Origin of the sequence: Streptosporangium jomthongense (assembly GCF_042650425.1) — a bacterium.
Lineage (GTDB): Bacteria > Actinomycetota > Actinomycetes > Streptosporangiales > Streptosporangiaceae > Streptosporangium.
The window spans coordinates 389,713-413,213 of record NZ_JBHSBC010000032.1; the positions used below are offsets into that span (position 1 = coordinate 389,713).

The window sequence follows — 23,501 nt, forward strand, 5'->3', positions numbered from 1 at the left end:
CCGTCACGAAAAGCCTTACCCCTCGACGCCGGACTCCTGACGGCGGGTCCAGCGGATCTCCGCCTCGATGAACTCGTCGAGGTCTCCGTCGAGGACCGAGCTCGGGTTGCCCGCCTCCGTGCCCGTCCGCAGGTCCTTGACGATCTGGTACGGGTGCAGCACGTAGTTGCGGATCTGCGTGCCCCACGAGGTGGTCGACTCGCCCCTGATCTCGTTGAGCGCCGCGGCCTCCTCCTGCCGCTTGCGCTCCAGCAGCTTGGACTGCAGGACCGCCATCGCGGTCGCCTTGTTCTGCAGCTGCGAACGCTCGTTCTGGCAGGAGACCACGATGCCGGTCGGCAGGTGGGTCAGGCGGACCGCCGAGTCGGTGGTGTTGACGCCCTGGCCACCGGGGCCCGAGGAGCGGTACACGTCGACCCGCAGGTCGTCCTCGTTGATGTCGATGTGGTCGGTCGTCTCGACCACCGGCACCACGTCGACCCCGGCGAAGGAGGTCTGGCGGCGGCCCTGGTTGTCGAACGGGCTGATCCGCACCAGGCGGTGGGTGCCGTGCTCGCCGCGCAGCGTGCCGTACGCGTAGGGCGCCTTGACCGTGAAGGTGGCCGACTTGATGCCCGCCTCCTCGGCGTAGGAGGTCTCGTAGACCTCCGTCGGGTAGCCCTTGCGCTCGGCCCAGCGCAGGTACATCCGCAGGAGCATCTGCGCCCAGTCGGCCGCGTCGACGCCACCGGCCTGGGAGTTGATCGTGACGACCGCCTCACGGGCGTCGTACTCGCCCGACAGCAGGGTGCGTACCTCAAGGGCGCCGACCTCGCTCCTGAGGGCGGCCAGCTCGCGGTCGGCCTCCTCGCGGGTGTCCTCGTCCTCCTCGGCCGCGGCCAGCTCGTACAGGACGGACAGGTCGTCGAGGCGCCGTTCGAGCCCCTCGATCCTGTTGACCTCACCCTGCAGGTAGGAGAGCTTGCTGGTGACCTTCTGGGCCCGCTCCTGGTCGTTCCACAGGTCGGGCGCCGCGGCCTGCTCTTCGAGCTCCTCGATCTGCTTGCGTATCGCGCCGAGGTCGAGCACGTCCTGGATGTTCTTCAGCGTGCCGATGAGCTCGTTGATCTCTTCTACCGGATCGATGAGTGCCACGTCTGTAAAGGGTACGCGACCGACGCACCCCGTTGTGTACGGCCGGGCCCGCGCGCTGGCTAGCATGGGGCGCCGGAGACCGTGAGGAGGCGGACGTGCGGGGACGTGGTGGACGGGGGCTGCTCGTGTTCACCCTGGCCCTGATGACCGCGACCGCGGCCTGTGCGGACCAGGGCGGCGGCTCACGCGAGCAGGGCGCACAGGGAGCTCAGGGGGCCCAGACCTCGGGTCCCGCCTCAAGCCCGGTCCCGGCCGCGTTGCGGGAGCCTCCCGTCACGCTGGCCGAGGCGGGCAGGGCGCTGTCGAGCGTGCTCGGCGCGCAGGCGGTGCTCGAAAGCGCGACACCACACCTGGAGGCCGACCGCAGGAACCTCCTGGAGCAGACCCGCGACTCCCAGGAGGCGCTCACCATGGCCGCCTTCAACAGCACGCCGGGCCCGCTGCCGCACTACACCTGGGGCAGGCCGGAGCTGCTGGTGCCCAGGGTCCAGCGGGCCCCCTTCTGGTTCGCCGCGGTCGTCGAGCGCGAGGACAGCGCGGGCGAGCGGCGCCCCGCCGTCCTGGTCCTGACCAAGTACGGCGGGCACGAGTGGTATCTCAGCTCGACCTCGCTGCTCGACCCCGGGGAAAGGATCCCGGAGATCGCCAAGGACGCCGGGGGCTACGCGACCGAGCTCGACGACGACGACCCGACCACGGCGATCAGTCCCCGTCTCATGGCGCCGCTGCACGCGACCTCGGCCGAGGAGGGCAGCGCGGGCTTCGCCGCGGGCCTGATCGAGAAGGGCCCGCACACCACGGACTACGCCGAGGAGATCGAGGGCAAGCGGCCGAAGTACAAGAGCGACTGTCTCGGCTACGACTCGATCTTCGGCGCGAGCAACTACCCGGTCCACGCCCTGCGCACCGCGGACGGGGGTTCCATGATCATGTACTCGCTGATCAGGACCACGACCGTGACGGCCAAGATCGAGCCGTGCGCCGACATCAGGGTTCCGCCGAACGCCGAACGGCTGGCCTCGGCGACGGGCGCGCGCAAGGAACTGCGCACGGTCGAGACGCACCAGTACGTGAGCACGGTGCCCGCCAAGACGGGCAAGGGCCTCGCCCGGGTGATCGGCTACCTGGGCGGGGTCACCAAGGTCTCCGCCAACTGACGCCCGCCCCGCCGCGTCGTACGGCCGGCGTGGCCGTACGCGGCGGCGGTGCCGTCAGGACTCGCCGAGCGGCAGGCTCGTCGAGGCGACCAGCGTGCGGATGGCGCGCAGCGCGACCGACAGCGTCGCCAGGTCGAAGTTGTCGCTCTCCCAGATCTCCGACAGGGTCTGCCGGGCCCTGGAGACGGCGGCCGAGTTGGCCTCCGTCCAGCGGGCCAGGCGCTCCTCCGGGGTCAGTCCGGGCGTGTTGTGGGCCAGGACGTCCCGGGTGAGCGAGGCGTGGGCGGCGTAGAGGTCGTCGCGGAGGGCGGCCCGCGCCATGGAGTTCCAGCGGCTGTCGCGCGGCAGCCCGATCACCCGTTCGCGCAGCCTGGCCAGCTGGAGCCGGTCGGCCAGGTCGAAGTAGACCTCGGCGACCTCGTTGACCGGACGGTTCGCCTGCACGGCCACCTCGACCAGGTCGAAGGTGGAGTAGGCCGGGACCATCGAGGCGACCCGCTCGGCCAGCTCGTTCGGCACCCCCCTGGCGACGAAGGAGTCGCGCCGCTCCTCGAAGCCCGCCAGGTCGGAGCCGGTGAGCAGCTTGGGCAGGTGGGGCAGCAGGCCGTTCATCCCCTTGGCGAAGAAGGTCACCGTCGAGGCCAGGTCGAGCGGCGTGCGCCGGTTGCCGAGCAGCCAGCGGGTGCCGCGCTCGGCGAGCTTGCGGGACTCCAGGAGCATGGCGATCTGGGTGGAGGTGTCCACCTTGTTGTCCAGCTCCTCGACCTGACGCCAGAAGCTCGGCAGGTCGAAGACCTCGCGGGTGACCAGGTAGGCGCGGGCGATGTCCGGCGCCGAGGCGCCGCTCTCCTCACCCAGGCGGAACATGAAGGTGGTGCCGCCCGAGTTGACCAGGTCGTTCACCACGCCGGTCGTGATGATCTCCCGGCGCAGCGGGTGGGTGTCCATGTGCTCCCGCATGCGCTCGCGCAGCGCCGAGGGGAAGTAGGACACCAGCCAGGAGGCCAGGTAGGGATCGTCCGGCAGGTCGGAGGCGAGGATCTCGGCGTCGGTGACCAGCTTGGTGTAGGCCAGCAGCACCGAGAACTCCGGCGCGGTCAGCCCGAGCCCGGCCTGGCGCCGTTCGGCGAGGGCCTTGTCCGAGGGCAGGAACTCCAGCTCCCGGTTGACCAGCCCGGCCCGTTCGAGCCTGCGCAGCTGGCGGGCGTGGATGTGCAGCATGTCCGACGCCTGGGCGCGGGCGGCGGCCAGCACCACGTTCTGGTCGTGGTTGTCCCGCAGGACCAGTTCGCCGACCTCGCCGGTCATGTCGAGGAAGAGCTCGTTGCGCTGCCTGTCGGTCAGCTCGCCGTCCCGGACCGCGCGGTCCAGCAGGATCTTGATGTTCACCTCGTGGTCGGAGGTGTCGACCCCGGCGGAGTTGTCGATGAAGTCGGTGTTGACGAGGCCGCCCTCGCGGGCGAACTCGATCCTGGCGAGCTGGGTGAAGCCCAGGTTGCCGCCCTCGCCGACCACCTTGCAGCGCAGCTCGGAGCCGTTGACCCGCAGGCCGTCGTTGGCCTTGTCGCCCACGTCGGCGTTGGACTCGCTCGACGCCTTGGCGTAGGTGCCGATGCCGCCGTTCCACAGCAGGTCGACCGGGGCCCGCAGGATGGCGCTGATCAGGTCGTTCGGTGCCAGCGAGGTCACCCCGTCGGCGATGCCGAGCGCGGCGCGCGCCTGCGGGGAGACCGGGATCGACTTGGCCGTGCGCGGCCAGACGCCGCCGCCCTGCCCGATGAGGGCGGGGTCGTAGTCGGCCCAGGAGCTGCGCGGCAGCGCGAAGAGCCTGGCCCGCTCGGCGTAGCTCCTGGCGGCGTCGGGGTCGGGGTCGATGAAGATGTGCCGGTGGTCGAAGGCCGCGACCAGCCTGATGTGCTGGGACAGCAGCATGCCGTTGCCGAAGACGTCGCCGGACATGTCGCCGATTCCGACCACGGTGAAGTCGGTGGTCTGGATGTCGACGCCGGTGGTGCGGAAGTGGTACTTGACGGACTCCCAGGCGCCGCGGGCGGTGATGCCCATGGCCTTGTGGTCGTAGCCGATCGAGCCGCCGGAGGCGAAGGCGTCCCCGAGCCAGAAGCCGTACTCCTTGGCCACCGCGTTGGCGATGTCGGAGAAGGTGGCGGTGCCCTTGTCCGCGGCGACCACGAGGTAGGTGTCGTCCCCGTCGTGCCTGACCACGTCGGCGGGCGGGACGACCACGCCGTCGACGAGGTTGTCGGTGACGTCGAGCAGGCCGGAGATGAACATCCGGTAGCAGGCGACGCCCTCGGCCAGCAGGTCCTCACGGGTGCCGGACTTCGGCGGGTTCTTCACCACGAAGCCACCCTTTGAGCCGGTGGGGACGATGACGGTGTTCTTCACCATCTGCGCCTTCACCAGGCCGAGGACCTCGGTGCGGAAGTCCTCCCTGCGGTCCGACCAGCGCAGGCCGCCTCGCGCGACCTTGCCGAAGCGCAGGTGCACGCCCTCGACCCGCGGCGAGTAGACGAAGATCTCGAACTTCGGCCTCGGCAGCGGCAGCACGCCGATCGACGGCGAGTCGAGCTTCAGGCTGACGTACGGCTTGCGCGCCCCGTCCACGGTCTGGAAGTAGTTCGTCCGCAGCGTGGCGTCGATCATCTCCAGGTAGGCCCGCAGGATGCGGTCCTCGTCCAGGGAGGCCACGTCGTCGAGGGCGCCGAGGATCTCCTCGTGCAGCGCCTCGGACAGGTCGGAGCGGACCTCCTCCTCGCGCCTGGGGTCGTGCCTGGCCTCGAACAGGCGCACCAGCAGGCGGGCGAGCCGTACGTTGTCCAGCAGGACCCGCTCGATGTAGTCCTGGCTGAAGGTGGTGCCCGCCTGGCGCAGGTACTTGGCGTAGACCCGCAGGATCTCGGCCTGCTCCCAGGTCAGCCCGGCCGCCAGGACCAGGGCGTTGAAGCCGTCGCTCTCGACCCTGCCCCGCCACAGGGCGTCGAAGGCGTCCTGGAAGAGCCGCTTGAACTCGTCCCTGTCCACCTCGGGCGACAGGTCGTAGCGCAGCCCGAAGTCGTAGATCCAGGCGTCCTTGGTCGCCGGGTCCCGGTCGCGGTCGATCTCGTAGGGACGCTCGTCGACGACCTCGACGCCCAGGCGCTGCAGCAGCGGCAGCACGTGCGACAGGGAGATGGACGCGCCGATCCGGTAGAGCTTGAAGCGGCGCTCCCCCTCGGGGGCGTCGTAGGGCTCGTAGAGGTTCATCCCGATCTCGTCGGGCGGCGAGTCGGCGAGCGCCTCAAGGCGGCGCAGGTCGGCGACGGCCAGCCTGGGCGGGAAGTCGGCCTTGTAGCCCTCGGGGAAGGCCGTGGCGTAGCGCCGGACGAGGCGGGGCGCCTCCTCCTCCGAGCTCAGCTCGGTGATCGCGGTGGCCAGGTCGTCGTCCCAGGAGCGGGTGGCCGCGGCCAGCCTGCCCTCAAGCTCCTCGACGTCCAGCTCCTGCGCGTTCAGCGGCCTGCCGCGCTCGCCGCGCACGACCACGTGCAGCCGGGCGAGGGCGGACTCGCCGATCATCGCGCTGTAGTCGCAGGAGGTGCCGCCGACCGCCTTGAGCAGGAGGTCCTGCATCTTGATGCGGATCTGGGTGGTGTAGCGGTCACGCGGGAGGTAGATCAGGAAGGAGATGTAGCGGCCGTAGTCGTCGGGGCGCAGGAAGACCTTGACCTGCTTGCGCTCGCGCAGCCTGAGCACGCCGAGCGCGATCGGCAGCAGCTGCTCGACCGAGGTCTGGAACAGCTCGTCCCTGGGGAAGGTCTCCAGGATCTCGATGAGGTCCTTGCCGTCGTGGCTGTCGGCGGCGAGCCCGGCCAGGTCGAGGACCTCGGCCAGCTTGCGGCGCAGCACCGGGATGCGGGAGATCGACTCGCTGTAGGCCACGTGGGTGAACAGGCCGAGGAAGCGGCGCTCGCCGACGACCTCTCCCGCGTCGTCGAACAGCTTGACGCCCACGTAGTCGAGGTAGGCGGGGCGGTGCACGGTCGCCCTGGCGTTGGCCTTGGTGATGATCAGCATCTGCTGCTTCTCACGGGCCTTGGCGCGCAGCTCGGGCGAGAGCGCGGCGAAGCTCTCCGAGCCCGCCTTGTCGTGGCGCAGGATGCCCAGGCCCGTCCCCGGGACCTGGCGCAGCGCGTCGCCCTGCTCGCCCTCCTCAAGGCGGTACTCGCGGTAGCCGAGGAAGGTGAAGTGGCCGTCGGCCAGCCAGCGCATCAGCTCCAGGCTGTCCTCGACGCCCGCGAGGTCGAGCGGGGGCGGGTTGACCGAGACGTCCTCGGCCGTCTGCAGGGCCAGCGCCCGCATCTTGGCGAAGTCCTCGACGGCGTAGCGGACGTCCTCAAGGACCCGCTGCAGGTCGGTCTCCAGCTGCTTGAGCACGGCCGGGTCGTTCTGCCGGTCGATCTCGAAGTGCATCCAGGACTCGGTGATCTCCTGCCCGGCGGCCTGGTCGCGGTCCCCGCCGAGCAGCTTGCCGGTCACGTCCCTGCGCACCCGCATCTGCGGGTGGACGACCAGGTGGGTGGTGACGCCGTGCCGGTCGAGCTCCATGGTCACGGAGTCGACCAGGAAGGGCATGTCGTCGGTCACCACCTCGATGACCGAGCGGCCGGGGTCCCAGCCGTGCTCCTCCAGGCTGGGGGTGTAGGCGCGCACCAGCGCCCGGCCCTGGGGACGCTTGTCGGCGAGCTGACGCTGGGCCGTCGCGGGGCCGTACACGTCGACCGGGTTGCGGTCCAGCAGGTCCTCTGGCGCGACATGCCGGTAGTAGAGCCTGAGGAAGTCGAGTGCCTCCTCGTCACTCCCGTGGTCGCCGCCGGGTGTGTGCCCGCAGATCTCGGCGGCACTCCTCAGCAGCTCATCCTTCGCCTCGTCGAGCGGCATGTCGCTCTCACTCCTTTGTGAGGGATTTTTCGTATTAGAAGAGGGATCTTCGATCAATGTCGTAGTTCCCGAGTAGGAGGGAAGTAATGCGGCATATGCCGCCTACCGAGAGAGACGTCGCTTTAGGTCGTCTCTGCCCGGTCCTACGTGGATCTGTCACCCGGCCACCGCGTGGACGGCCCGCCGTGAGGCGGGCTCATGACGCGCCGGTTCCCGGACGTGCGCGACAGGACTTGACCGCCCATCGCCCACCCCTCCGACTCCCCGTCCAGCGGGCACGGCCCGTGGCACAACACCTCCAGCGGCCACCCGCCCCGGTCTCCGTTGACCTGAGCATGCCGCCGCTCTGATACCACCCGAAAAGCCGTGAAACGTCAATGTGACGGACGGCCAACATCAGGGGAAGTGGAGCGCTCCATCCGGGATCGGTCGAGGGTCGGGAAGCCCTCGGAAGCCCGGGATCCCCGTCGCCTCACCGGCGGCGCAAACCCGGACCGACCGCACCCGATTGGTTCCCCAGTCTCCCACGGCCGGCCGCGCCGCGTCCCCGTCTCGGCCCTCCGCCCCAAGATTATGCTTCCGCGATCCACGGCACCCTCGCCACGCCGACATCCCCCGCGGCTCCCCACCGCGATCACCACACACACCGACAAAGGCCCCATTAACCGCGACGTGATGTGAATGTAACCAACCAGACCGTAGGCGCGGCCGTCTCACCGGACAGACGACCAGCACCCAACGGGGAGAACAACCATGCAGCCCGCTCCGGACAGGCGGACGTTCCTTAGGCTCGGTGGTATGGCCGCGCTCACCATCGGAGCCGCTTCCCCCTCCTCCTCGCCACGTCCGACCCCGGCGGAGTGGACCGCCCTCGGCCGGGGTCTCGACGGCACCCTCGTACGGCCCGGCGACGCCTCCTACGACGCCGCCCGCCGCCTGTTCAACACCGCCTTCGACGCGGTACGGCCCGCGGGCGTGGCCTACTGCGCCAACCCCTCCGACGTGGCCGAGTGCGTGACCTTCGCCAGGAGGATGGGGGTGCCGCTGGCCGTACGGTCGGGCGGGCACTCCTACGCGGGCTGGTCGAGCGGCCCCGGGCTGGTCCTCGACGTCTCCCGGATGAGCAAGGTCTCCTACTCGGGCGGACGGGCCGTCGTCGGGGCGGGCGCCAAGCTGGTCGACGTCTACGACAGGCTCGCCGCGCACGGGGTGAGCATCCCGGCGGGCAGCTGCCCCACGGTCGGCGTCAGCGGTCTGACGCTCGGCGGCGGGATCGGCGTGGTGTCCAGGAAGTACGGCCTGACGTGCGACGTCATGGAGTCCGTCCAGGTCGTCACGGCCGACGGGCGGCTGCTGACGTGCGACGCCCATCACGAGCCCGACCTCTACTGGGCCTGCCGGGGCGGGGGCGGCGGCAACCTCGGGGTCGCGGTCTCCTTCGGCTTCAGGACCCACCCGACCCGCGAGGTCACGGTGTTCTTCCTGCACTGGCCGTGGGCCAGGGCCGCCAAGGCGCTCAAGGCCTGGCAGTCGTGGTCGCGGGCCGTACCCGACGAGCTGTGGTCCACGATGCACCTGAGCAGCGACGGCGGGATGGACGTGCAGATCGGCGGCCTCCACCTGGGCGGCAGAGCGGAGTGCGAGCGGCTGCTCGACCGGCTGACGAGCGCGATCGGCCCGGTCTCCTCCTCCTTCGTCAAGCAGACGTCCTACAGCCACGCCATGATGATCATGGGGGGCTGCTCGACGCTCACGGTCTCCCAGTGCCACCGGCAGGGCTCGCTTCCCGGACAGACCCGCGACGGAAGGCTGCCGCGCGACTCCTTCAGCGGCAGGTCGCACATGGCCTACGCCCCGCTGTCCGAGGCCGGGATCAGGACCCTGGTGGCCCAGGTCGCCAGGCCCGGCAGCCACACGGTGCTGCTGGACGCCCTCGGCGGAGCCGTGGGGCGGGTACGGCCCGACGCGACGGCCTTCCCGCACCGGGCGGCGCTCTACAGCGTCCAGTACTATGCCCACCGCGCGGGCGCGGCCTCCTGGACCGCGAACGCCAGAAACGCCATGCGCCCCCACTTCGGCGACCACGCCTACGTCAACTACGTCGATCCCGGGCTGGCCGGCTGGCGCTCGGCCTACTACGGCGCGAACGCCACCAGGCTCGCCCGGGTCAAGGCCTCCTACGACCCCGGTCGTCTCTTCCGGATACCCCAGGGGTTCTGACCCGGGTGTCCTGGGACACCGGCCCTCCTGAACCAGGACAGAACACCGGTACGGTGTGGCGACCGGCTCGGAAGGCTTTCGGGAGACACGATGACCGTGCGCCTCGCGTGGGCCTGCTGCGCCCTGACGTCGCTGCTGGTCGTGGCCGCCGCCGTACTGGCCACGCGTAACGGGGTCGGCCCGCTCGGGCTCGGTCACCTGGTCTTCGTGGCCGCCTGCGCGCTCGCCGGCGGCCTGATCGGCTCGCGGCGCCCCGAGCACCCGGTCGGCCGGGCGCTGGCGCTCGGCGGCCTGTGCTTCGCCCTGATGGAGGCCTGCGGCCAGTACGCCATCCTCGGTCTGGTCACCGGTCCCCCGCTGCCGCTCGCCCGGGCCGCCGCCTGGCCGCAGACCTGGCTGTGGGTCCCGGCGAACCTGTCGATCACCCTGATCCCGATGATCTTCCCGGGCGGGACGCTCTCCTCCCCCGGCCTGCGGCGCCTGGTCCGTCTGACGCTCGCCGCCGCCGTACCGGTCATGCTGCTCAGCGCGCTCAGACCTGGTGAGAACAACCAGGTCGGCACCGGCTCCGGCACCGGGGTGGTCAACCCGCTCGGGGTCGAGGCGCTGGCCGGTCCCGCGCCGGTGGCGGAGACCGCGATGACGGCCCTCATGGCGGTGGTCTTCGTCGTCGGCGGCGCCGACCTGGTCCGCAGGGCGCTGCGCAGCTCCGGGGTGGAACGCCGCCAGATCATGTGGCTGGCCTACGCGGTCGGCGTCGAGATGCTGGTCGTCGCCGCCCGCCTGGCCGCCGGGCTGACCGACGCGGTCCCCGGGCGCATCTGGCCCGCGACCGACACCCTCTGGGAGCTCGGCTCGGCAACCACGGCGCTGCTCCCGGCCGCCGTCTGCGTCGCGATCCTGCGTCACCGGCTCTTCGACATCGACCTGGTGGTCAACAGAACCCTGGTGTACACGCTGCTGTCCGGCTGCGTGAGCGCCGGATACGTGGCCGTCGCGGCCTATCTGGGCGCGGTCTTCCCCGGCGGGGACCTGTCCGTCTCCGTGCTGGCCGCCGGGCTCGTCGCCTTCGCCTTCGCGCCGCTGCGCGGGCGGCTGCAGGGCTGGGTGAACCTGCTGATGTACGGCGAGCGGGACGACCCCTACGCGGCCCTCACCCGTCTGGGCAGACGCCTGGAGAACAGCGGGGAGCCGGACGGCGTGCTGCCCGGGGTGGCGCGCTCGGTGGCCGAGGCGCTGCGGCTGCCCTACGCGGCGGTGGAGACCTCGGCGGGCACCCGGCACGCCTTCGGCACCCCCTCCGGCACCCTGGTACGGCTGCCGCTGACCCACAACGGCGAGCGGGCGGGCGACCTCGTCCTGTCGCCCAGGCCAGGGGAGAGCGGCTTCGGCCCCCGTGACCTGCGGGTGCTGACCGACCTGGCCAGGCAGGTCGCGATCGCGGCGCACGCCGCCCGGCTGACCGCCGACCTGCGGCGCTCGCGGGAGAGGCTCGTGATGGCCAGGGAGGAGGAGCGCCGCAGGCTCAGGCGCGACCTGCACGACGGGCTCGGCCCCACGCTGGCCGCGCTGACCATGCGGGCCGAGGCCGCGTGCGACCTGGTCGAGGACGGGCCCGCCCGGCGGCTGCTCACCGAGATCGTCGCCGACGCCGAGGCCGCGGTCGCCGACGTGCGGACCCTGGTCGACGGGCTGCGCCCGCCCGCGCTCGACACCCTCGGCCTGCTCGGCGCCCTGCGCGCCCACGCCGTACGGCAGCCGCCCGGCCTGCGGGTGACCGTACGGGCCCCGGACGGGCTCGGGCCGCTGCCCGCGGCGACCGAGGTGGCCGCCTACCGCGTCGCGGCCGAGGCGCTGGCCAACGTGCGCAGGCACGCCGGGGCGTCCCAGGCGTGGCTGCGGGTCGAGGTGTCCGAGGGCACGCTCATGCTTGAGGTGTCCGACGACGGCGACGGGCTGCGGGCCGTACCCTCCGGACCTTCGGGGCCCTCCGGAACGGACGGGGTGGGGCTGGCGTCGATGCGTGAGCGGGCGCTCGAACTCGGCGGCACGTTCGCGGCCGAGGACCGTCCAGGGGGCGGGACCCTGGTCAGGGTCACGCTTCCCGCACGTGAGGGAGGGGATCACGATGATCCGGGTCCTGCTCGTTGACGACCACGCCGGGTTCCGCGCCGGGCTGCGCACACTGCTGTCCACCGCGGAGGGCATCGAGGTCGCCGACGAGGTGTCCAGCGGGGAGCAGGCGCTGGCGGTGGTCGGGCGGCTGCAGCCGGACGTGGTGCTGATGGACCTGACGATGCCCGGCATGGGCGGGGTCGCGGCGACCGGGCGGCTCGTCCGCGACCACCCGCACATCCGGGTGGTCGTGCTCAGCATGTCGGACGACGACGACTCGGTGTTCGCCGCCGTACGGGCCGGGGCCCGCGGTTACGTGCTCAAGGGCGCGCGCAGGGCGGAACTGGTCAGGGCGGTGCAGGCGGCGGCCGACGGCGAGGCCATCTTCGGCCCCGCCATCGCGGCCAGACTGGTCGGCTACTTCACCGAGCGGGAGCGCGCGTCCACCGGCCAGGGACCCGCGCTGCCCGAGCTGACCCGGCGGGAACGGGAGGTGCTCGGCCTGATGACCGAACGCCTGACGAACCCGCAGATCGCGGCCAGGCTCGGGCTGAGCCACAAGACGGTTCGCAACCACGTCTCCGCCGTCTTCACCAAGCTCCAGGTGAACGACCGGGCCGAGGCGATCACACGGGCGAGGCGGGCGGGGCTGTGAGGCCCGCCCGCCACGCGCTGTCCGAGGCCCGCAGCACCCGCAGCGCGACCCAGCCGTAGGCGAGCAGGTGGAACAGCGCGCCGAGCGCCTGTACGGCGGGTGCCCGATCCTGGGTCAGGAACGGCGTGAGGGTTCCGACAAGTGCGGTGACCGGCACCCACCAGGGGACGATCCTGACGGTGAGCAGGCCGACGAGCAGGACGAACAGCCCGATGTGCGTCAGGAAGCCGGGCAGCAGCATGCCGTACAGGAAGCCCCACAGCTCGCCTGCCCGGGCCGTGACCGCCTCGGCCTGCGCGTCCGGCAGGGTCTGGGCCAGGGCCAGGTCGTAGAAGTCGGTGGTGAAGAGCGTGAGCGCGTGCCCGGCGCCGAGCAGTCCCAGCGCGGCGCCGATGTTCCCGGCCATCGGAGCCCGGCGGCGGAGCAGGTGGGCCAGGCCGAGGACGACCGGGACGAGGGCCAGCGTCGCCCAGAGGAACAGCAGGCCGCTGACCTGGACGAGGTCGGGATGTTCCCGGAAGACGGCGGGGTCGTGGGTCGCGGAGGGGGGTGAGGTCAGGAAGGCGAGGAATTCGAGGACGGGCCAGGCGAGGAGGGCGGTTCCGGCGACCACCCGACGGAACGAATCCGGATTTTTCAGCATTTGCCCATCGAATCCAGGGGGTGTCCCGGGGCACATGAGCCCTCTGTCCCGGGCGACCGGGAGGAATCCCGGGCCTCGGGCCGGGCGGGGCTGCGGGTTCCAAAACGACTGGACCCGCGTGTGGCGGAACGGCAGCATCGGGGGATGCGCAACTGGCCCCTCACCGGACTACGGGTGACCACCCCACGTCTCGAACTCCGCCTGCCCTCCCTCGACGACCTCGACCGGCTCGCCGACCGCGCCGCCGAGGGGGTTCACGACCAGGGCACGATGCCCTTCATCGTGCCCTGGAGCGACGCCGAGCCGCAGGAGCGGGCTCGCAGGACCATCCAGTACCACTTCTCCCTGTGGGGCGCCTGGACCCCCGCCGAGTGGACCTGCGCGTTCGCCGTGGTCTTCGAGGGGGAGGTCGTCGGCACCCAGGCGATAGCGGCCACCGACTTCGCCGTCACCCGCGAGGTCACGAGCGGCTCCTGGCTGGGCAGGCGCTTCCACGGCAGGGGCATCGGCACCGAGATGCGCGCGGCCGTACTGCACCTGGCCTTCGAGGGCCTCGGCGCCCGCTACGCCACCTCGGGCGCGTTCGCCGACAACCACGCCTCCCTGGCGGTCTCCCGCAAGTTCGGCTACGCCGACGACGGCGTCCAGATCCACAACAGGCAGGGTGAGCCCGTGACGACCCTGCGCCTGCGCCTGGCCCGCGAGGACTGGGCAGGCGGGCTCGGGGTCGGGATCCACGGTCTCGAACCCTGCCTGCCGCTGTTCGGCGCGGCCCCTACTTCCCCGGATCGGTGACCGGGACGAAGTAGGACAGGATCTCCGGGTTGGCCATGGCGTCGAGGTTGGCCGCCTTCTCCGGGGGGACGCCGAGGAGGATCTTGCGGATCGGGACCTCCAGCTTCTTGCCGCTGAGCGTGCGGGGGATGCCGGGGACCTCGACGATCTCGTTGGGCACGTGCCTGGGGGACAGCTCCTCCTTGATCGCCCGGCGCAGCCGCATGATCAGCGAGTCGGACAGGCTCGCCCCCTCGGCCACCGTGACGTAGAGCAGCAGACGCCCCTCCTGGCCGAGCTGCCCGGTGTCGATCACCAGGCTGTCGGCGATCTCCTCGAAGCGCTCGACCACCCGGTAGAACTCGCTGGTCCCCATCCGCACTCCACCCCGGTTGAGGGTGGAGTCGGAACGGCCGTAGATCACGCATCCGCCGTCAGACAGGATCTTGATCCAGTCGCCGTGCCGCCACACCCCGGGATAGTCGGCGAAGTAGCTCTCCCGGTATCTCGTCCCGTCGGGGTCGTTCCAGAACATGACGGGCATCGACGGCATCGGCGCGGTCAGCACCAGCTCCCCGACCTCGCCGGTCACCGGACTACCTGACGGGTCGAAGGACTCGACCCTGGCCCCCAGGCACCGGCACGGGATGACCCCGGCCCTGACCGGCAGCAGCGGGACCGCCCCGACGAAGCCGGTGCACACGTCGGTGCCGCCGGAGAACGAGCCGAGCTGCACCTCGGGCATCGTGTCGTGCACCCAGGCGAAGCCCTCCGGCGGCAGCGGCGAGCCGGTCGAGCCGACCCCCCGCAGCGCCCCGAGCCCCGAGGGGCGCAGGTTCGCCTTCATGGACGCCACGATGTACGGCGCTCCCGTGCCGAAGTAGGTGACACCCTCCTCGGCGGCCAGCCGCCACAGCGCGTCCGTCCCCGGGTGGGTGGCCGAGCCGTCGTACAGCACGATCGTCGAACCGGCCAGCAGGCCGCCGACGAGGTAGTTCCACATCATCCAGCCGGTCGTGGTGTACCAGAAGAAGACGTCGCCCTCCCCCAGGTCCTGGTGGAAGGAGAGCGCCTTGAGGTGTTCGAGCACCACGCCGCCGTGCCCGTGCACGATCGGCTTCGGCAGCCCCGTGGTGCCCGAGGAGTAGACGATCCACAGCGGGTGGGCGAAGGGCACCGGCTCGAAGCCGAGCGGCCCCTCCACGGCCCGCAGCTCTGACCACTCGACCGTACGGTGCCCGGCCTCCCGGCTCTCCCCGGCTTCCCGGGGCGGCGCGCCGTACAGGGGCATCCGTACCCGGGCGGCCAGGGTCGGCAGTTTGGCCGCGATGTCCTCGACCACCTGGGAGCGGTCGAACCACCTGCCGTTGTAGGCGTAGCCGTCGATCGCGACCAGCACCTTCGGCTCGATCTGGGTGAAGCGGTCGATCACGCTTGAGGCGCCGAAGTCCGGGGAGCACGAGGACCACACGGCCCCGAGGGAGGCGGTGGCGAGGAAGGCGACCAGCGTCTCGGGCACGTTCGGCGCGTAGGCGGCGACCCGGTCTCCCCGCCCGACGCCCAGCGCGGCCAGCCCGGCGCGGACCCGCGCGACCTCCCCGGCCAGCTCGCCCAGCGTGAGCGTACGGCGTGACCCCGACTCGTCGCGGAAGACCACCGCGAGCCGCCCAGGGTCGGCCTCCGCCCCGCGCAGCGCGTTCTCGGCGTAGTTCAGCGTCGATCCGGCGAACCACTCGGCCCCGGGCATCGTCCCGGACAGGACGGGCCCCGCGCCTCGCTCCCCGACCACGCCGAAGTAGTCCCAGAGCGACGCCCAGAACTCAGCCGGCGAGTCGACCGACCACTGCCACAGATCCTGGTAGTCACCGGATCTGCCGAGCCACTCCATGTAACGGGCGACCTTGGCGTCCCGCACGGTCTGGGGGGTGGGTTCCCAAAGGAGCGTACCTTCCTCAACCATGCCCCCATCCTCCCGACGGCCCACCGGAATGTCATCCCCCTCGGGCACACACTCCCCCGGCACACGGTGTGGCCCGCCCCCACGTGCCCGCCGTACCGGAGACGGTCTCAGCGGGCGGCGCGGTGACGGCGGGGCCTGCGGAACAGGAGGAAGGCGCCGACCAGGCAGAGCAGCCCGACACCGAGTCCCGTTCCGCCGATGACGAGGTAGTCGGAGTCGACGGGCGGGTGATCGACGGGCGAGCCGACCGGGCCACCGCCGAGATACCTCTTGCCGGTGTAGGCGACGGCCTTCGCCGCCGGGGGTGGTGAGTCCACGGCCTGGACCGCCGCCGCGGCGTCGACGATCCCGTGGCCGAGATACAGGGTGTAGCCCGCGGGGGGCTTCATCGCGGTCCTGGTCAGGATCTCGCGGACCTGCCTGATGGTCAGCCTGGGGTTGCGCGACAGCATCAGGGCGACCGTGCCCGAGGTCAGCGCCGCCGCCGGTGAGGTGCCGCTGCCCGACTCGTAGCCGCCCAGGTTGCGGGCGGCGTAGATGTCGACACCGGGTGCGGCGATCGTGGTGTAGGTGTGCACCTGGGAGAACTCCGCCCGCGCGCCGTCGGGGCCCGCCGCGGCGACCCCGATCACACTGGGAAAGGCCGCCGGGTAGGACACCCTGTTGTTGGCGTCGAGGTCCATGGCGTCGGTCGATCCGCCGTTGCCCGAACTGGCCACCACCACGACGCCCTTACTGGAGGCGTAGTCGACGGCGGCGGCGGTGTCCTCCTCGTATCCCGCCCACGACCACTCGTCGGTGCCGAGGGACATCGAGATGACCTTGGCGTCGTGGTCCACCGCGTAGCGGATGCCCTTGGCCACGGCGCCGGCCCACTTGCGGCTCTCCTCCTGTCCGACCTTCTTGCTCTTCTTCGCCGACTCCTCCGCTCGCTTGCGCGCGGGGTCCTCCCGGTCCCAGATGACCCGCACGGACAGCACGCGCGCCTGCGGGGCGACAGCGAGGACGCTCGACGCCATGGCGGTGCCGTGCGCGCCCCAGTACGACCGGCCTGGCCTGGCGCCGCCGCCGACGAAGTCGGGACCGGAGGTCACGCGCCCCCTGAAGGCCGGATGGTTCGCCATCACCCCGGTGTCCAGCACGGCGACCGTGACCCCCTTGCCCTGGGCCAGGGTCTGCGCCTGCCGTACCTTCATGACCTGGAGCTCCCAGCCGTGCGGCGCCTCGGCCAGCGCGGGCGCCGCCGTACCCGCGAGGAGGGCGGCGCCGAGCAGGGCGGCGGTCAACGTCCGGCGGATCATGGTCGCACCTTCTCCGCCTCGGTCTTCAGGCGCGTGGACAGCGTCTGGGCGAGACCGTACGCCGTCATCTTCCACGGCTCGCGGTCCTCCTGTTGCTTGAACTGCCCCTTCCCCCAGGGCTGCGGCACATGTCCGGCCACCCGGCCGTCGACCGGGCCCGAGGTGACCACCACGAACAACGTGGCGTAGGGGGCGAAGACGCTGATTCCTCCGCTTCCCGCCCGGGCGCCGTCCTCCCACCGCACGCCCGGAACGCCGAGGGCGTGCACCGCCTGCTCGGCCCCGCCCTCGTCGTCCTGGGTCCGGGTGAGCACGTCGGTGAGATCACTGCGGTCGTTCTCGTTGGGAAGGGCCAGGACGACGGCCGTGGCCGCGGTCCCGCCACCGGGGTCGAGGTAGGTGGCCCGCAGCGCCGCCACGCAGCCGTGTCTGGTCGCCGCCGCCGCGAACCGCCCGGAGAGCGCCGCCTTGCAGGAGGTGTCCTGCGAGATCGCGGCCCTGGTCCAGCCCTTCTCCACACTGACGGTCGCGTCGGGGTCGCGCACCCCGATGGAGGCGGGGAAGACCGTCTCGACGGGCACGTTGCGCCACAGGTTGCGCATGTACTCCTTGCTGATGATCTTCTGCTCGCTGTTGGCGACCGCACGGGCAACGATCGTGCCGCCGCCCAGCGCCATCACCAGCCCGATCCCGGCGACGAGGGTCCCCGCGACGATCCGCCCGATCCCCCGCCTCGGCGCGGCCTGGGACTCCTGGGGTCCCGGCGGGTACGGCGCCTGCCCGTTCTGCGGGGGCGGCGCCGACGGCTGGGAGCCCTGGTACGGCGTACCCGGCTGTCCCTGGGGTGGGTACATCTGGGGTGCCCGCCCCTGCTGCGGATACGCCTGGTACGGATACGGCTGGGGCGTCGGCGCCTGCGGCTGCGGGGGCTGCTGAGGCCGCCCGTAGGGCTCCCCCTGCGGGGGGTACGCCGGCCACGGTGTGCCCGGCGGTGGGTACGGCCCCGACCCCTGTCCCCCCGCGGGAGGCCGATTAGCGGGTGGGGGATGGCTCATCGTCGCTCCCGATCACGCGTGCTGCATTCCAGGAGGGGGAAACGCCCGTTCCAACACCGCAGTTCCCACTACACCATTTATCCAAATAACCCCATACGTCGCATCCGTCACTCTGAGACATCCCCAGAGGGTGGACGGTGATCCCGCCGTGGAGCCCCGGTCCGGCCGACATTCCCGGGGCACCGACCCCTCACTCCAGGTCAGAGATGGAAGCGGTCCGTGACCACCGGGCGAGCCCCGAGAAACCGGCGCAAGGGCCCGGGCACGTCACCCGGCACCCACCGGTCCCCGGACGGACCGAACCGCCGCTCTCCCGCCGGGCACACCGTTCATGGGAACGAAGGCGGTCAGGCGCTGTGGACCGGGGTCGTCAGGCTCTCGACGGCGGCCACCACCGCTGAGGGGTCGGACAGGTCGGGGAGAACGACGTCGGCGCCCGCCTCCCGGAGCTCGGCCGGGAGGGAGCGGCCGGTGGCCACGGCGACCATGGAGGCTCCGGCGATCTTGGCGGCCTGGACGTCCCTGGCCGAGTCGCCGATCAGCACCGTGTTGGTCCCGTCGAACGCCGCGCCGTACTTCTGCCTGGCCCTGCCCTGGGCGACCTGGAGCAGGGTGGCCTTGGGGTAGACCTCCTCGCCGTAGCCGCCGACCTCGAAGTCGACGTACCTGTCCAGCTTGAAGGCCTTCAGCTTGTGTACGGCGTTGCTCCTGATGGTGCCGGTCAGCACCGACTGGACCGTGCCGCCGAGTCCGCCCACGGCCCTGAGCGTCTCGGCCGCGCCCCGCATCATCCGCCCCTCCCTGGCCAGCCGCCCCCGCCTGGCCGCGAACGCCTCGGCCAGGGCGTCGAGGAACCTGGGCAGGTGGGCGTCCTCGGCGACGATGTCGTTGATGGCCAGCGTCTCGAAGATGATCTCGGAGTCGGGACGGCCGTTGTGCTGGGTGAGCTTGACCAGGGGCCGTCCGGTGACCTGGCGGAAGGCGTCGGCGTACGCCTCACGGGTGAGGATGGACACGTCGACCAGGGTGAGGTCGACGTTCCAGAGAACGAGACGGCTAATCGTGGCCTCCGGGGTGGGGGTGAGGACCCGTCGGGCCCCAGAGTACGGCCGTCGCCCGCCTCACGATCACCGAACCGCCCCGCCGGGCACCCGCACGCACGAAACCGACGCTCAGGCGTGGTCGAGGGCGTCGGTGAGGGTGTCCACGACGGGGACGCCGAGGGCGTGCAGGTCGGCCCGGCTGGTCATGCCACCGGTGTAGAGGACGGCACGCGCCCCGACGTGCTGGGCCGCGTGGGCGTCGTCCACGCTGTCACCGATGACGAGCACGTTCGCCGGGTCGACGCCGAGCGCCTCGATGTGGGCCGCCATCGAGGCGGCCTTGTGCCCTCCCATGGCCGGGGGCGCTCCCGAGTCGGTGCGCAGCCCGTCGATCCGGCTGAAGTGGTGGTCGATGCCGAACTCGGCGACCTTCGGCCCCAGCCGGTCGTGCGTCCACATGGACAACAGCGACTGACGGTTGCCCGTGGCGCTCCACGCCTCAAGCGCGCCCACGGCGTCGGCCGTCAGGCCGCACTCCAGCATCAGCCGGTGGTAGTGGTCGTGGAAGCCCGCGTCGAGGCGTTCCCACTCGCCGTCGTCGAGGGGGCGGCCCAGCATGCGCTCGTAGGCCGTCCAGATCGGGCGCATGTAGACCGCCCGGAAACCGTCCGCGTCGTAGGCGGCTATCCCGTACGGCTCGAACACGATGTTCGTGGCGCCGACAACGGCGTCGATGTCGTGAAAAAGTGTGCCGTTCCAGTCCCAAACGATGTGTCTCATATCGTTCTCCAGGATAACCGCCCAGAACTCAGCCGATCAGGTCGGGAATCTCCTGGGTGGCGTACCACAGCAGTTCGTTGGCCTCGGCGCCGTCCACGGTGAAGCGGGCGTCGTCGTCACCGAGGTCCGCGGCGGGCAGCGCGGAGACGGCGGCCTCGACGTCGGGCGTCGCGGCCTCCTCGTCCACGTGGACCGCGGCGATCCTGCTGAGGGGGACCGCGGTCGACAGCCGTACCCGGGCGCGTTCCTCCAGGTCGGCCCCGCCGTTCACCTCGTCGTCGGGGACCTCGGCGGCGATCACCACGCGGCGGGCGGGCGCCTTGACGCCGTCGGCCCTGTCCTCGGCGATCATCCGCAGGGAGGCCCTGGCCGCCTCGGTCAGGGCGACGTACTCCAGTTCCTCGGTGTCACCCGAGGCGTACCATTCGACCAGCGCGGGGGTCACCGCGTAACCGGTCAGCGGGGCCGGGCCGAGCTCCCCGACCGTGGCCACACGGGCCAGCGCCGGGAGCGTGCACGGCAGGTAGACGCGCATCGATGCCTCGATCTGTTCTTCCGACGTGGCGCCGTCCGGCGCCGATCACCCATCGAGTGTGACAGCTCCGCCGCCCGGCCCGCGAGGTACGGCGCACCACCGGTCAGCGCAGTGGCGTCCCGAGCAGCCTTTCCAGCTCGGAGATGGTCGGCTCCGGGTCCCTGTGGTGGAGGCCGACGATACCGAGGGCCCGGGCGGCGGCGACGTTGACCTCGGCGTCGTCGACGAACACGCACTCGGGACCGGTCAGGTTCAGCGCGCCCAGGGCGTGCTCGAAGATCCCGGGCTCCGGCTTCCGCATGCCGACCTCCCCCGAGATCACCACCGCGTCGAAGACCTCCTCCCAGCCCTCACGGGGGTACTCGTTGGCCCAGGAGTTGGACAGCAGGCAGGTGCGCACTCCCGCGGCACGGGCCTCACGCAGCATGCCGTACATGGACTCGACCCGGCGGAACCCGGCGAACATCCTGGTCAGCAGGCCCTCGGCGACCGGTGGGACGCCGTCGAGTGTGACGAGCAGGGCGGCCAGGCGCCGTTCGAAGTCCGGTCCGGAGATCTCGCCGCGTTCCAGGGCGTGGACGAGGTTCTCCTCGCTGTCACGGACACCGTCGTAGGCGCGTGCGACCAGCTCGCGCATCACCTCGTGGTAGTGGTCCGCGTCGATGCGGTCCACGGTGATCCACTCCGTGATCGCCTCGGTCATGTTCACGGTGAGCACGCCGCCCCAGTCGATCAGTACGCCTCTGAGCATTCGGCCTCCTTCGTGGAACCCGTTCCAGGTTAGGTCCGCCCTGTGCGGAGCACCGGCGAAGGGGGGTGCCAAACTGACCGCCATGGACTTCGCGCTCAGCACGAAGGCGGAGGAGTACCTCGCCGACCTGACCGATTTCATGGTGTCGTATGTCTACCCGGCCGAGCCGGTCTACCACGCCTGGCGGCAGGCCGCCGGACACGGGGACCACCGTCTGCCCCCGGTCGTCGAGGACCTCAAGGCGGAGGCCCGTTCGCGTGGCCTGTGGAACCTGTTCCTGCCCTCGGAGTCGGGGATGTCCGTTCTCGACCACGCCAGTCTCGCCGAGGTCACCGGCCGCTCCCCCGACCTGGCCTCCGAGGCGCTGAACTGCGCCGCCCCCGACACGGGCAACATGGAGTTGCTGCACACCTTCGGCTCGCCCGAGCAGCGGGCCCGCTGGCTCACCCCGCTGCTCGCGGGCGGCATCCGCTCGGCGTTCGCGATGAGCGAGCCCGCCGTGGCGTCGAGCGACGCGACGAACCTCACGACCTCCATCGTCCGCGACGGCGACGACTACGTGGTCAACGGCCGCAAGTGGTTCGTCAGCGGTGCCGCCGACCCGCGCTGCCGGGTCGTGATCGTGCTCGGCAACACCGACCCGGAGGCCCCCGCGCACCGCAGGCAGTCGACGGTGCTGGTCCCGATGGACACCCCAGGCGTCGAGGTCGTCCGCCACCTGCCGGTGTTCGGCTACCAGGAGCAACGCGGCTACTCCGAGCTCGTCCTGTCCGACGTGCGGGTGCCCGTGGCGAACCTCCTCGGTGAGGAAGGCGACGGCCTGCGTATCGCGCGGACCCGTCTCGGTCCCGGGCGTGTCCACCACTGCATGCGCGCGATCGGCATGGCCGAGCGTGCCCTTGAGCTGCTGTGCGCCCGCGCCGCGAACCGGGTGGCCTTCGGCGTGACCCTGGCCCAGCAGGGCGTCGTGCAGCAGCAGATCGCCGAGTCGCGGCTGGCCGTCGACCAGGCCAGGCTGCTGGGGCTGCGGGCCGCCTGGATGATCGACACCGTGGGTGCGAAGGCCGCCTCCGCCGAGATCTCCGCCGTCAAGGCCGTCGCCCCCAGGGTGGCCTGTGAGGTGATCGACCGGGCCATCCAGGTCCACGGCGCCCTGGGGGTCTCCGACGACGTCCCGCTGGCCTCGATGTACGTCCACGCCCGCGCGATGCGCATTCTCGGCGGTCCCGACGAGGTACATCTGCGGGCCGTCGCCCGCCGTGAGCTCAAGCCTCACCTTTCCTGACATCACCACCCTTCCCTCCTTAATGTCCGATTCTTGGAACGCGACCGCGTTTCGGAGACCTGGGGTGAGGAAGGCTAAAAGAACGCCCCAGTGCCGAATAACCGCACGTGAGAGGTGTCGCCGCCGCTCGCGGGCACCATGTTGGAACGATGTTGGAACGATCCCTCGACTCCTTTGGGGAGGGGCCATGACCGTAAGTCAGACAGGTGGCACGACGCGGAGCCGTACGGCTTCGAAGTCAAGCCCATCCGCCACGCGGAAACCGGCCGCGAGGAAGAGCACCGCGACATCCTCGGCGGCGAAGACGACCACCCGGCCGAGCACCACGCAGCGGTCCTCGGCGGGCACCTCGGCCAAGACACCGACCAGAACCTCGGCCAGAACCTCGGCCAGGACCCCGGCGACGAAGGCCTCGACCACCAGGGCCTCGACCACCAGGGCTTCGACCGCCAAGGCACCGACCACCGGGACCACGGCGACCAGGGCATCGGCCAAGTCACCCGCCAAGTCCCGCGCCAAGACTCCGGCGAAGACCTCGACCGGCGCCTCGACCAGGTCCCCGGCGACGTCTTCGGCGGCCAAGCCCTCGACGACCTCGACGACCTCGACCGCCAAGCCCCGGGCCAGGTCTCTGGCCAAGACCTCGACCAGGGCCTCAACGAGGACATCGGCCAGGGCCTCGACAACGGGGACCACCGCGCAGCGCAGGAACACCGCCCAGCAGGCCACGACGCAGGGCTCGGCGGGAACCTCGACGCACCGGGCGAACGGCAGCGGCGGCAAGCGCGGGCTCACGGTGAACCTGCCCATGATGACCGTGAAGTTCCACGCCCCGCACCTCCACATGCCGCACGTCGGCCTGCCGCACGTCAACCGCCAGGAGGCGGGCCAGGCCGTGGACGCCGCCAAGTCGTTCCTGCCGCCGCCCGAGCGCATGGTCTACTACGGCGGGCTCGGCGCGCTGGCCGTCGCGGGCCTGATCGAGTGGCCGGTCGCCGCGGCCATCGGGGTCGGCACGGTGATCGCCCAGCGCGCCCGTGGGATGAGCCGTTCGGGGCGGGCCAGAGCCTCCGCGCGGTGACACGGCTGCTCCGGCGTGTTCCCGTGACCTGACCGCCAGGAAAGCACCATCCGCCGTCCGGCCCGCCCGCGCGGGCC

18 protein-coding genes are annotated in these 23,501 nt (G+C 71.4%); 7 read left to right on the top strand and 11 right to left on the bottom strand.

The window, feature by feature from the left end:
- Positions 1-15: 15 nt before the first annotated feature.
- Positions 16-1,134, bottom strand: coding sequence for a peptide chain release factor 2 (prfB, locus tag ACFOYY_RS27340; protein WP_352009815.1), 1,119 nt, complete (start codon positions 1,132-1,134; stop codon positions 16-18).
- A 95-nt stretch (positions 1,135-1,229) separates the two neighbouring features.
- Between prfB and ACFOYY_RS27345 the strand changes: the two genes are divergently transcribed.
- Positions 1,230-2,291, top strand: a complete 1,062-nt coding sequence (locus ACFOYY_RS27345; RefSeq protein ID WP_386193283.1) for a hypothetical protein — start codon at positions 1,230-1,232, stop codon at positions 2,289-2,291.
- Between the two features lie 54 nt (positions 2,292-2,345).
- Here the strand turns inward: ACFOYY_RS27345 and ACFOYY_RS27350 are convergent, their stop codons facing one another.
- The gene (locus tag ACFOYY_RS27350) at positions 2,346-7,226 is read right to left on the bottom strand and encodes an NAD-glutamate dehydrogenase (RefSeq protein ID WP_386193286.1); all 4,881 of its coding nucleotides are present in this window, start codon (positions 7,224-7,226) and stop codon (positions 2,346-2,348) included.
- A 798-nt stretch (positions 7,227-8,024) separates the two neighbouring features.
- On the opposite strand from ACFOYY_RS27350, the gene ACFOYY_RS27355 reads away from it, so the two are divergent.
- The 3 genes from ACFOYY_RS27355 (at position 8,025) to ACFOYY_RS27365 (ending at position 12,216) form a co-directional block, all read left to right on the top strand.
- The gene (locus ACFOYY_RS27355; RefSeq protein ID WP_386193288.1) at positions 8,025-9,446 is read left to right on the top strand and encodes an FAD-binding oxidoreductase; all 1,422 of its coding nucleotides are present in this window, start codon (positions 8,025-8,027) and stop codon (positions 9,444-9,446) included.
- A gap of 90 nt (positions 9,447-9,536) precedes the next feature.
- Entirely contained in the window at positions 9,537-11,597 is a 2,061-nt protein-coding gene (locus tag ACFOYY_RS27360; protein ID WP_386193290.1) for a sensor histidine kinase, read from the top strand.
- Positions 11,575-12,216 carry a response regulator gene (locus ACFOYY_RS27365; protein ID WP_386193293.1) on the top strand — a complete coding sequence of 214 codons (642 nt, stop codon included), beginning with the start codon at positions 11,575-11,577 and terminating at the stop codon, positions 12,214-12,216. Before ACFOYY_RS27360 ends, ACFOYY_RS27365 begins: the two co-directional genes overlap by 23 nt.
- Here the strand turns inward: ACFOYY_RS27365 and ACFOYY_RS27370 are convergent.
- Positions 12,188-12,829, bottom strand: coding sequence for a hypothetical protein (locus ACFOYY_RS27370; protein WP_386193295.1), 642 nt, complete (start codon positions 12,827-12,829; stop codon positions 12,188-12,190). The two genes, ACFOYY_RS27365 and ACFOYY_RS27370, sit on opposite strands and share 29 nt — an antisense overlap.
- 174 nt (positions 12,830-13,003) lie before the next feature.
- Between ACFOYY_RS27370 and ACFOYY_RS27375 the strand changes: the two genes are divergently transcribed.
- On the top strand, positions 13,004-13,654 hold the full coding sequence (locus tag ACFOYY_RS27375; RefSeq protein WP_362910059.1) for a GNAT family N-acetyltransferase: 651 nt from the start codon (positions 13,004-13,006) through the stop codon (positions 13,652-13,654).
- On the opposite strand, the gene ACFOYY_RS27380 is transcribed toward ACFOYY_RS27375, so the two are convergent.
- The 7 genes from ACFOYY_RS27380 to ACFOYY_RS27410 form a co-directional block, all read right to left on the bottom strand.
- Positions 13,635-15,593 carry an acetoacetate--CoA ligase gene (locus ACFOYY_RS27380; RefSeq protein WP_386193298.1) on the bottom strand — a complete coding sequence of 653 codons (1,959 nt, stop codon included), beginning with the start codon at positions 15,591-15,593 and terminating at the stop codon, positions 13,635-13,637. The genes ACFOYY_RS27375 and ACFOYY_RS27380 overlap by 20 nt on opposite strands.
- Positions 15,594-15,700: 107 nt before the next feature.
- Positions 15,701-16,894, bottom strand: a complete 1,194-nt coding sequence (locus ACFOYY_RS27385) for a S8 family peptidase (RefSeq protein ID WP_386193301.1) — start codon at positions 16,892-16,894, stop codon at positions 15,701-15,703.
- Complete coding sequence (locus ACFOYY_RS27390) at positions 16,891-17,748, bottom strand: hypothetical protein (protein ID WP_386193304.1); 858 nt, start codon at positions 17,746-17,748, stop codon at positions 16,891-16,893. The genes ACFOYY_RS27385 and ACFOYY_RS27390 overlap by 4 nt, the downstream gene beginning before the upstream one ends.
- A 548-nt stretch (positions 17,749-18,296) precedes the next feature.
- Positions 18,297-19,010, bottom strand: a complete 714-nt coding sequence (locus tag ACFOYY_RS27395) for an HAD family hydrolase (protein WP_362773267.1) — start codon at positions 19,008-19,010, stop codon at positions 18,297-18,299.
- Positions 19,011-19,121: 111 nt separating this feature from the next.
- Entirely contained in the window at positions 19,122-19,772 is a 651-nt protein-coding gene (locus tag ACFOYY_RS27400) for an HAD family hydrolase (RefSeq protein WP_362910067.1), read from the bottom strand.
- Between the two features lie 28 nt (positions 19,773-19,800).
- Positions 19,801-20,307 carry a DUF6912 family protein gene (locus ACFOYY_RS27405; protein WP_352009827.1) on the bottom strand — a complete coding sequence of 169 codons (507 nt, stop codon included), beginning with the start codon at positions 20,305-20,307 and terminating at the stop codon, positions 19,801-19,803.
- Positions 20,308-20,410: 103 nt separating this feature from the next.
- Entirely contained in the window at positions 20,411-21,058 is a 648-nt protein-coding gene (locus ACFOYY_RS27410; protein ID WP_386193307.1) for an HAD family hydrolase, read from the bottom strand.
- An 82-nt stretch (positions 21,059-21,140) separates the two neighbouring features.
- On the opposite strand from ACFOYY_RS27410, the gene ACFOYY_RS27415 reads away from it, so the two are divergent.
- Complete coding sequence (locus ACFOYY_RS27415; RefSeq protein ID WP_386193310.1) at positions 21,141-22,343, top strand: acyl-CoA dehydrogenase family protein; 1,203 nt, start codon at positions 21,141-21,143, stop codon at positions 22,341-22,343.
- A 198-nt stretch (positions 22,344-22,541) separates the two neighbouring features.
- Here the strand turns inward: ACFOYY_RS27415 and ACFOYY_RS27420 are convergent, their stop codons facing one another.
- A complete protein-coding gene (locus tag ACFOYY_RS27420) occupies positions 22,542-23,153 on the bottom strand; it encodes a hypothetical protein (protein ID WP_386193312.1) in 612 nt (203 codons plus the stop codon).
- A 1-nt stretch (position 23,154) separates the two neighbouring features.
- On the opposite strand from ACFOYY_RS27420, the gene ACFOYY_RS27425 reads away from it, so the two are divergent.
- On the top strand, positions 23,155-23,424 hold the full coding sequence (locus ACFOYY_RS27425) for a hypothetical protein (RefSeq protein WP_352009831.1): 270 nt from the start codon (positions 23,155-23,157) through the stop codon (positions 23,422-23,424).
- Positions 23,425-23,501 lie beyond the last annotated feature (77 nt).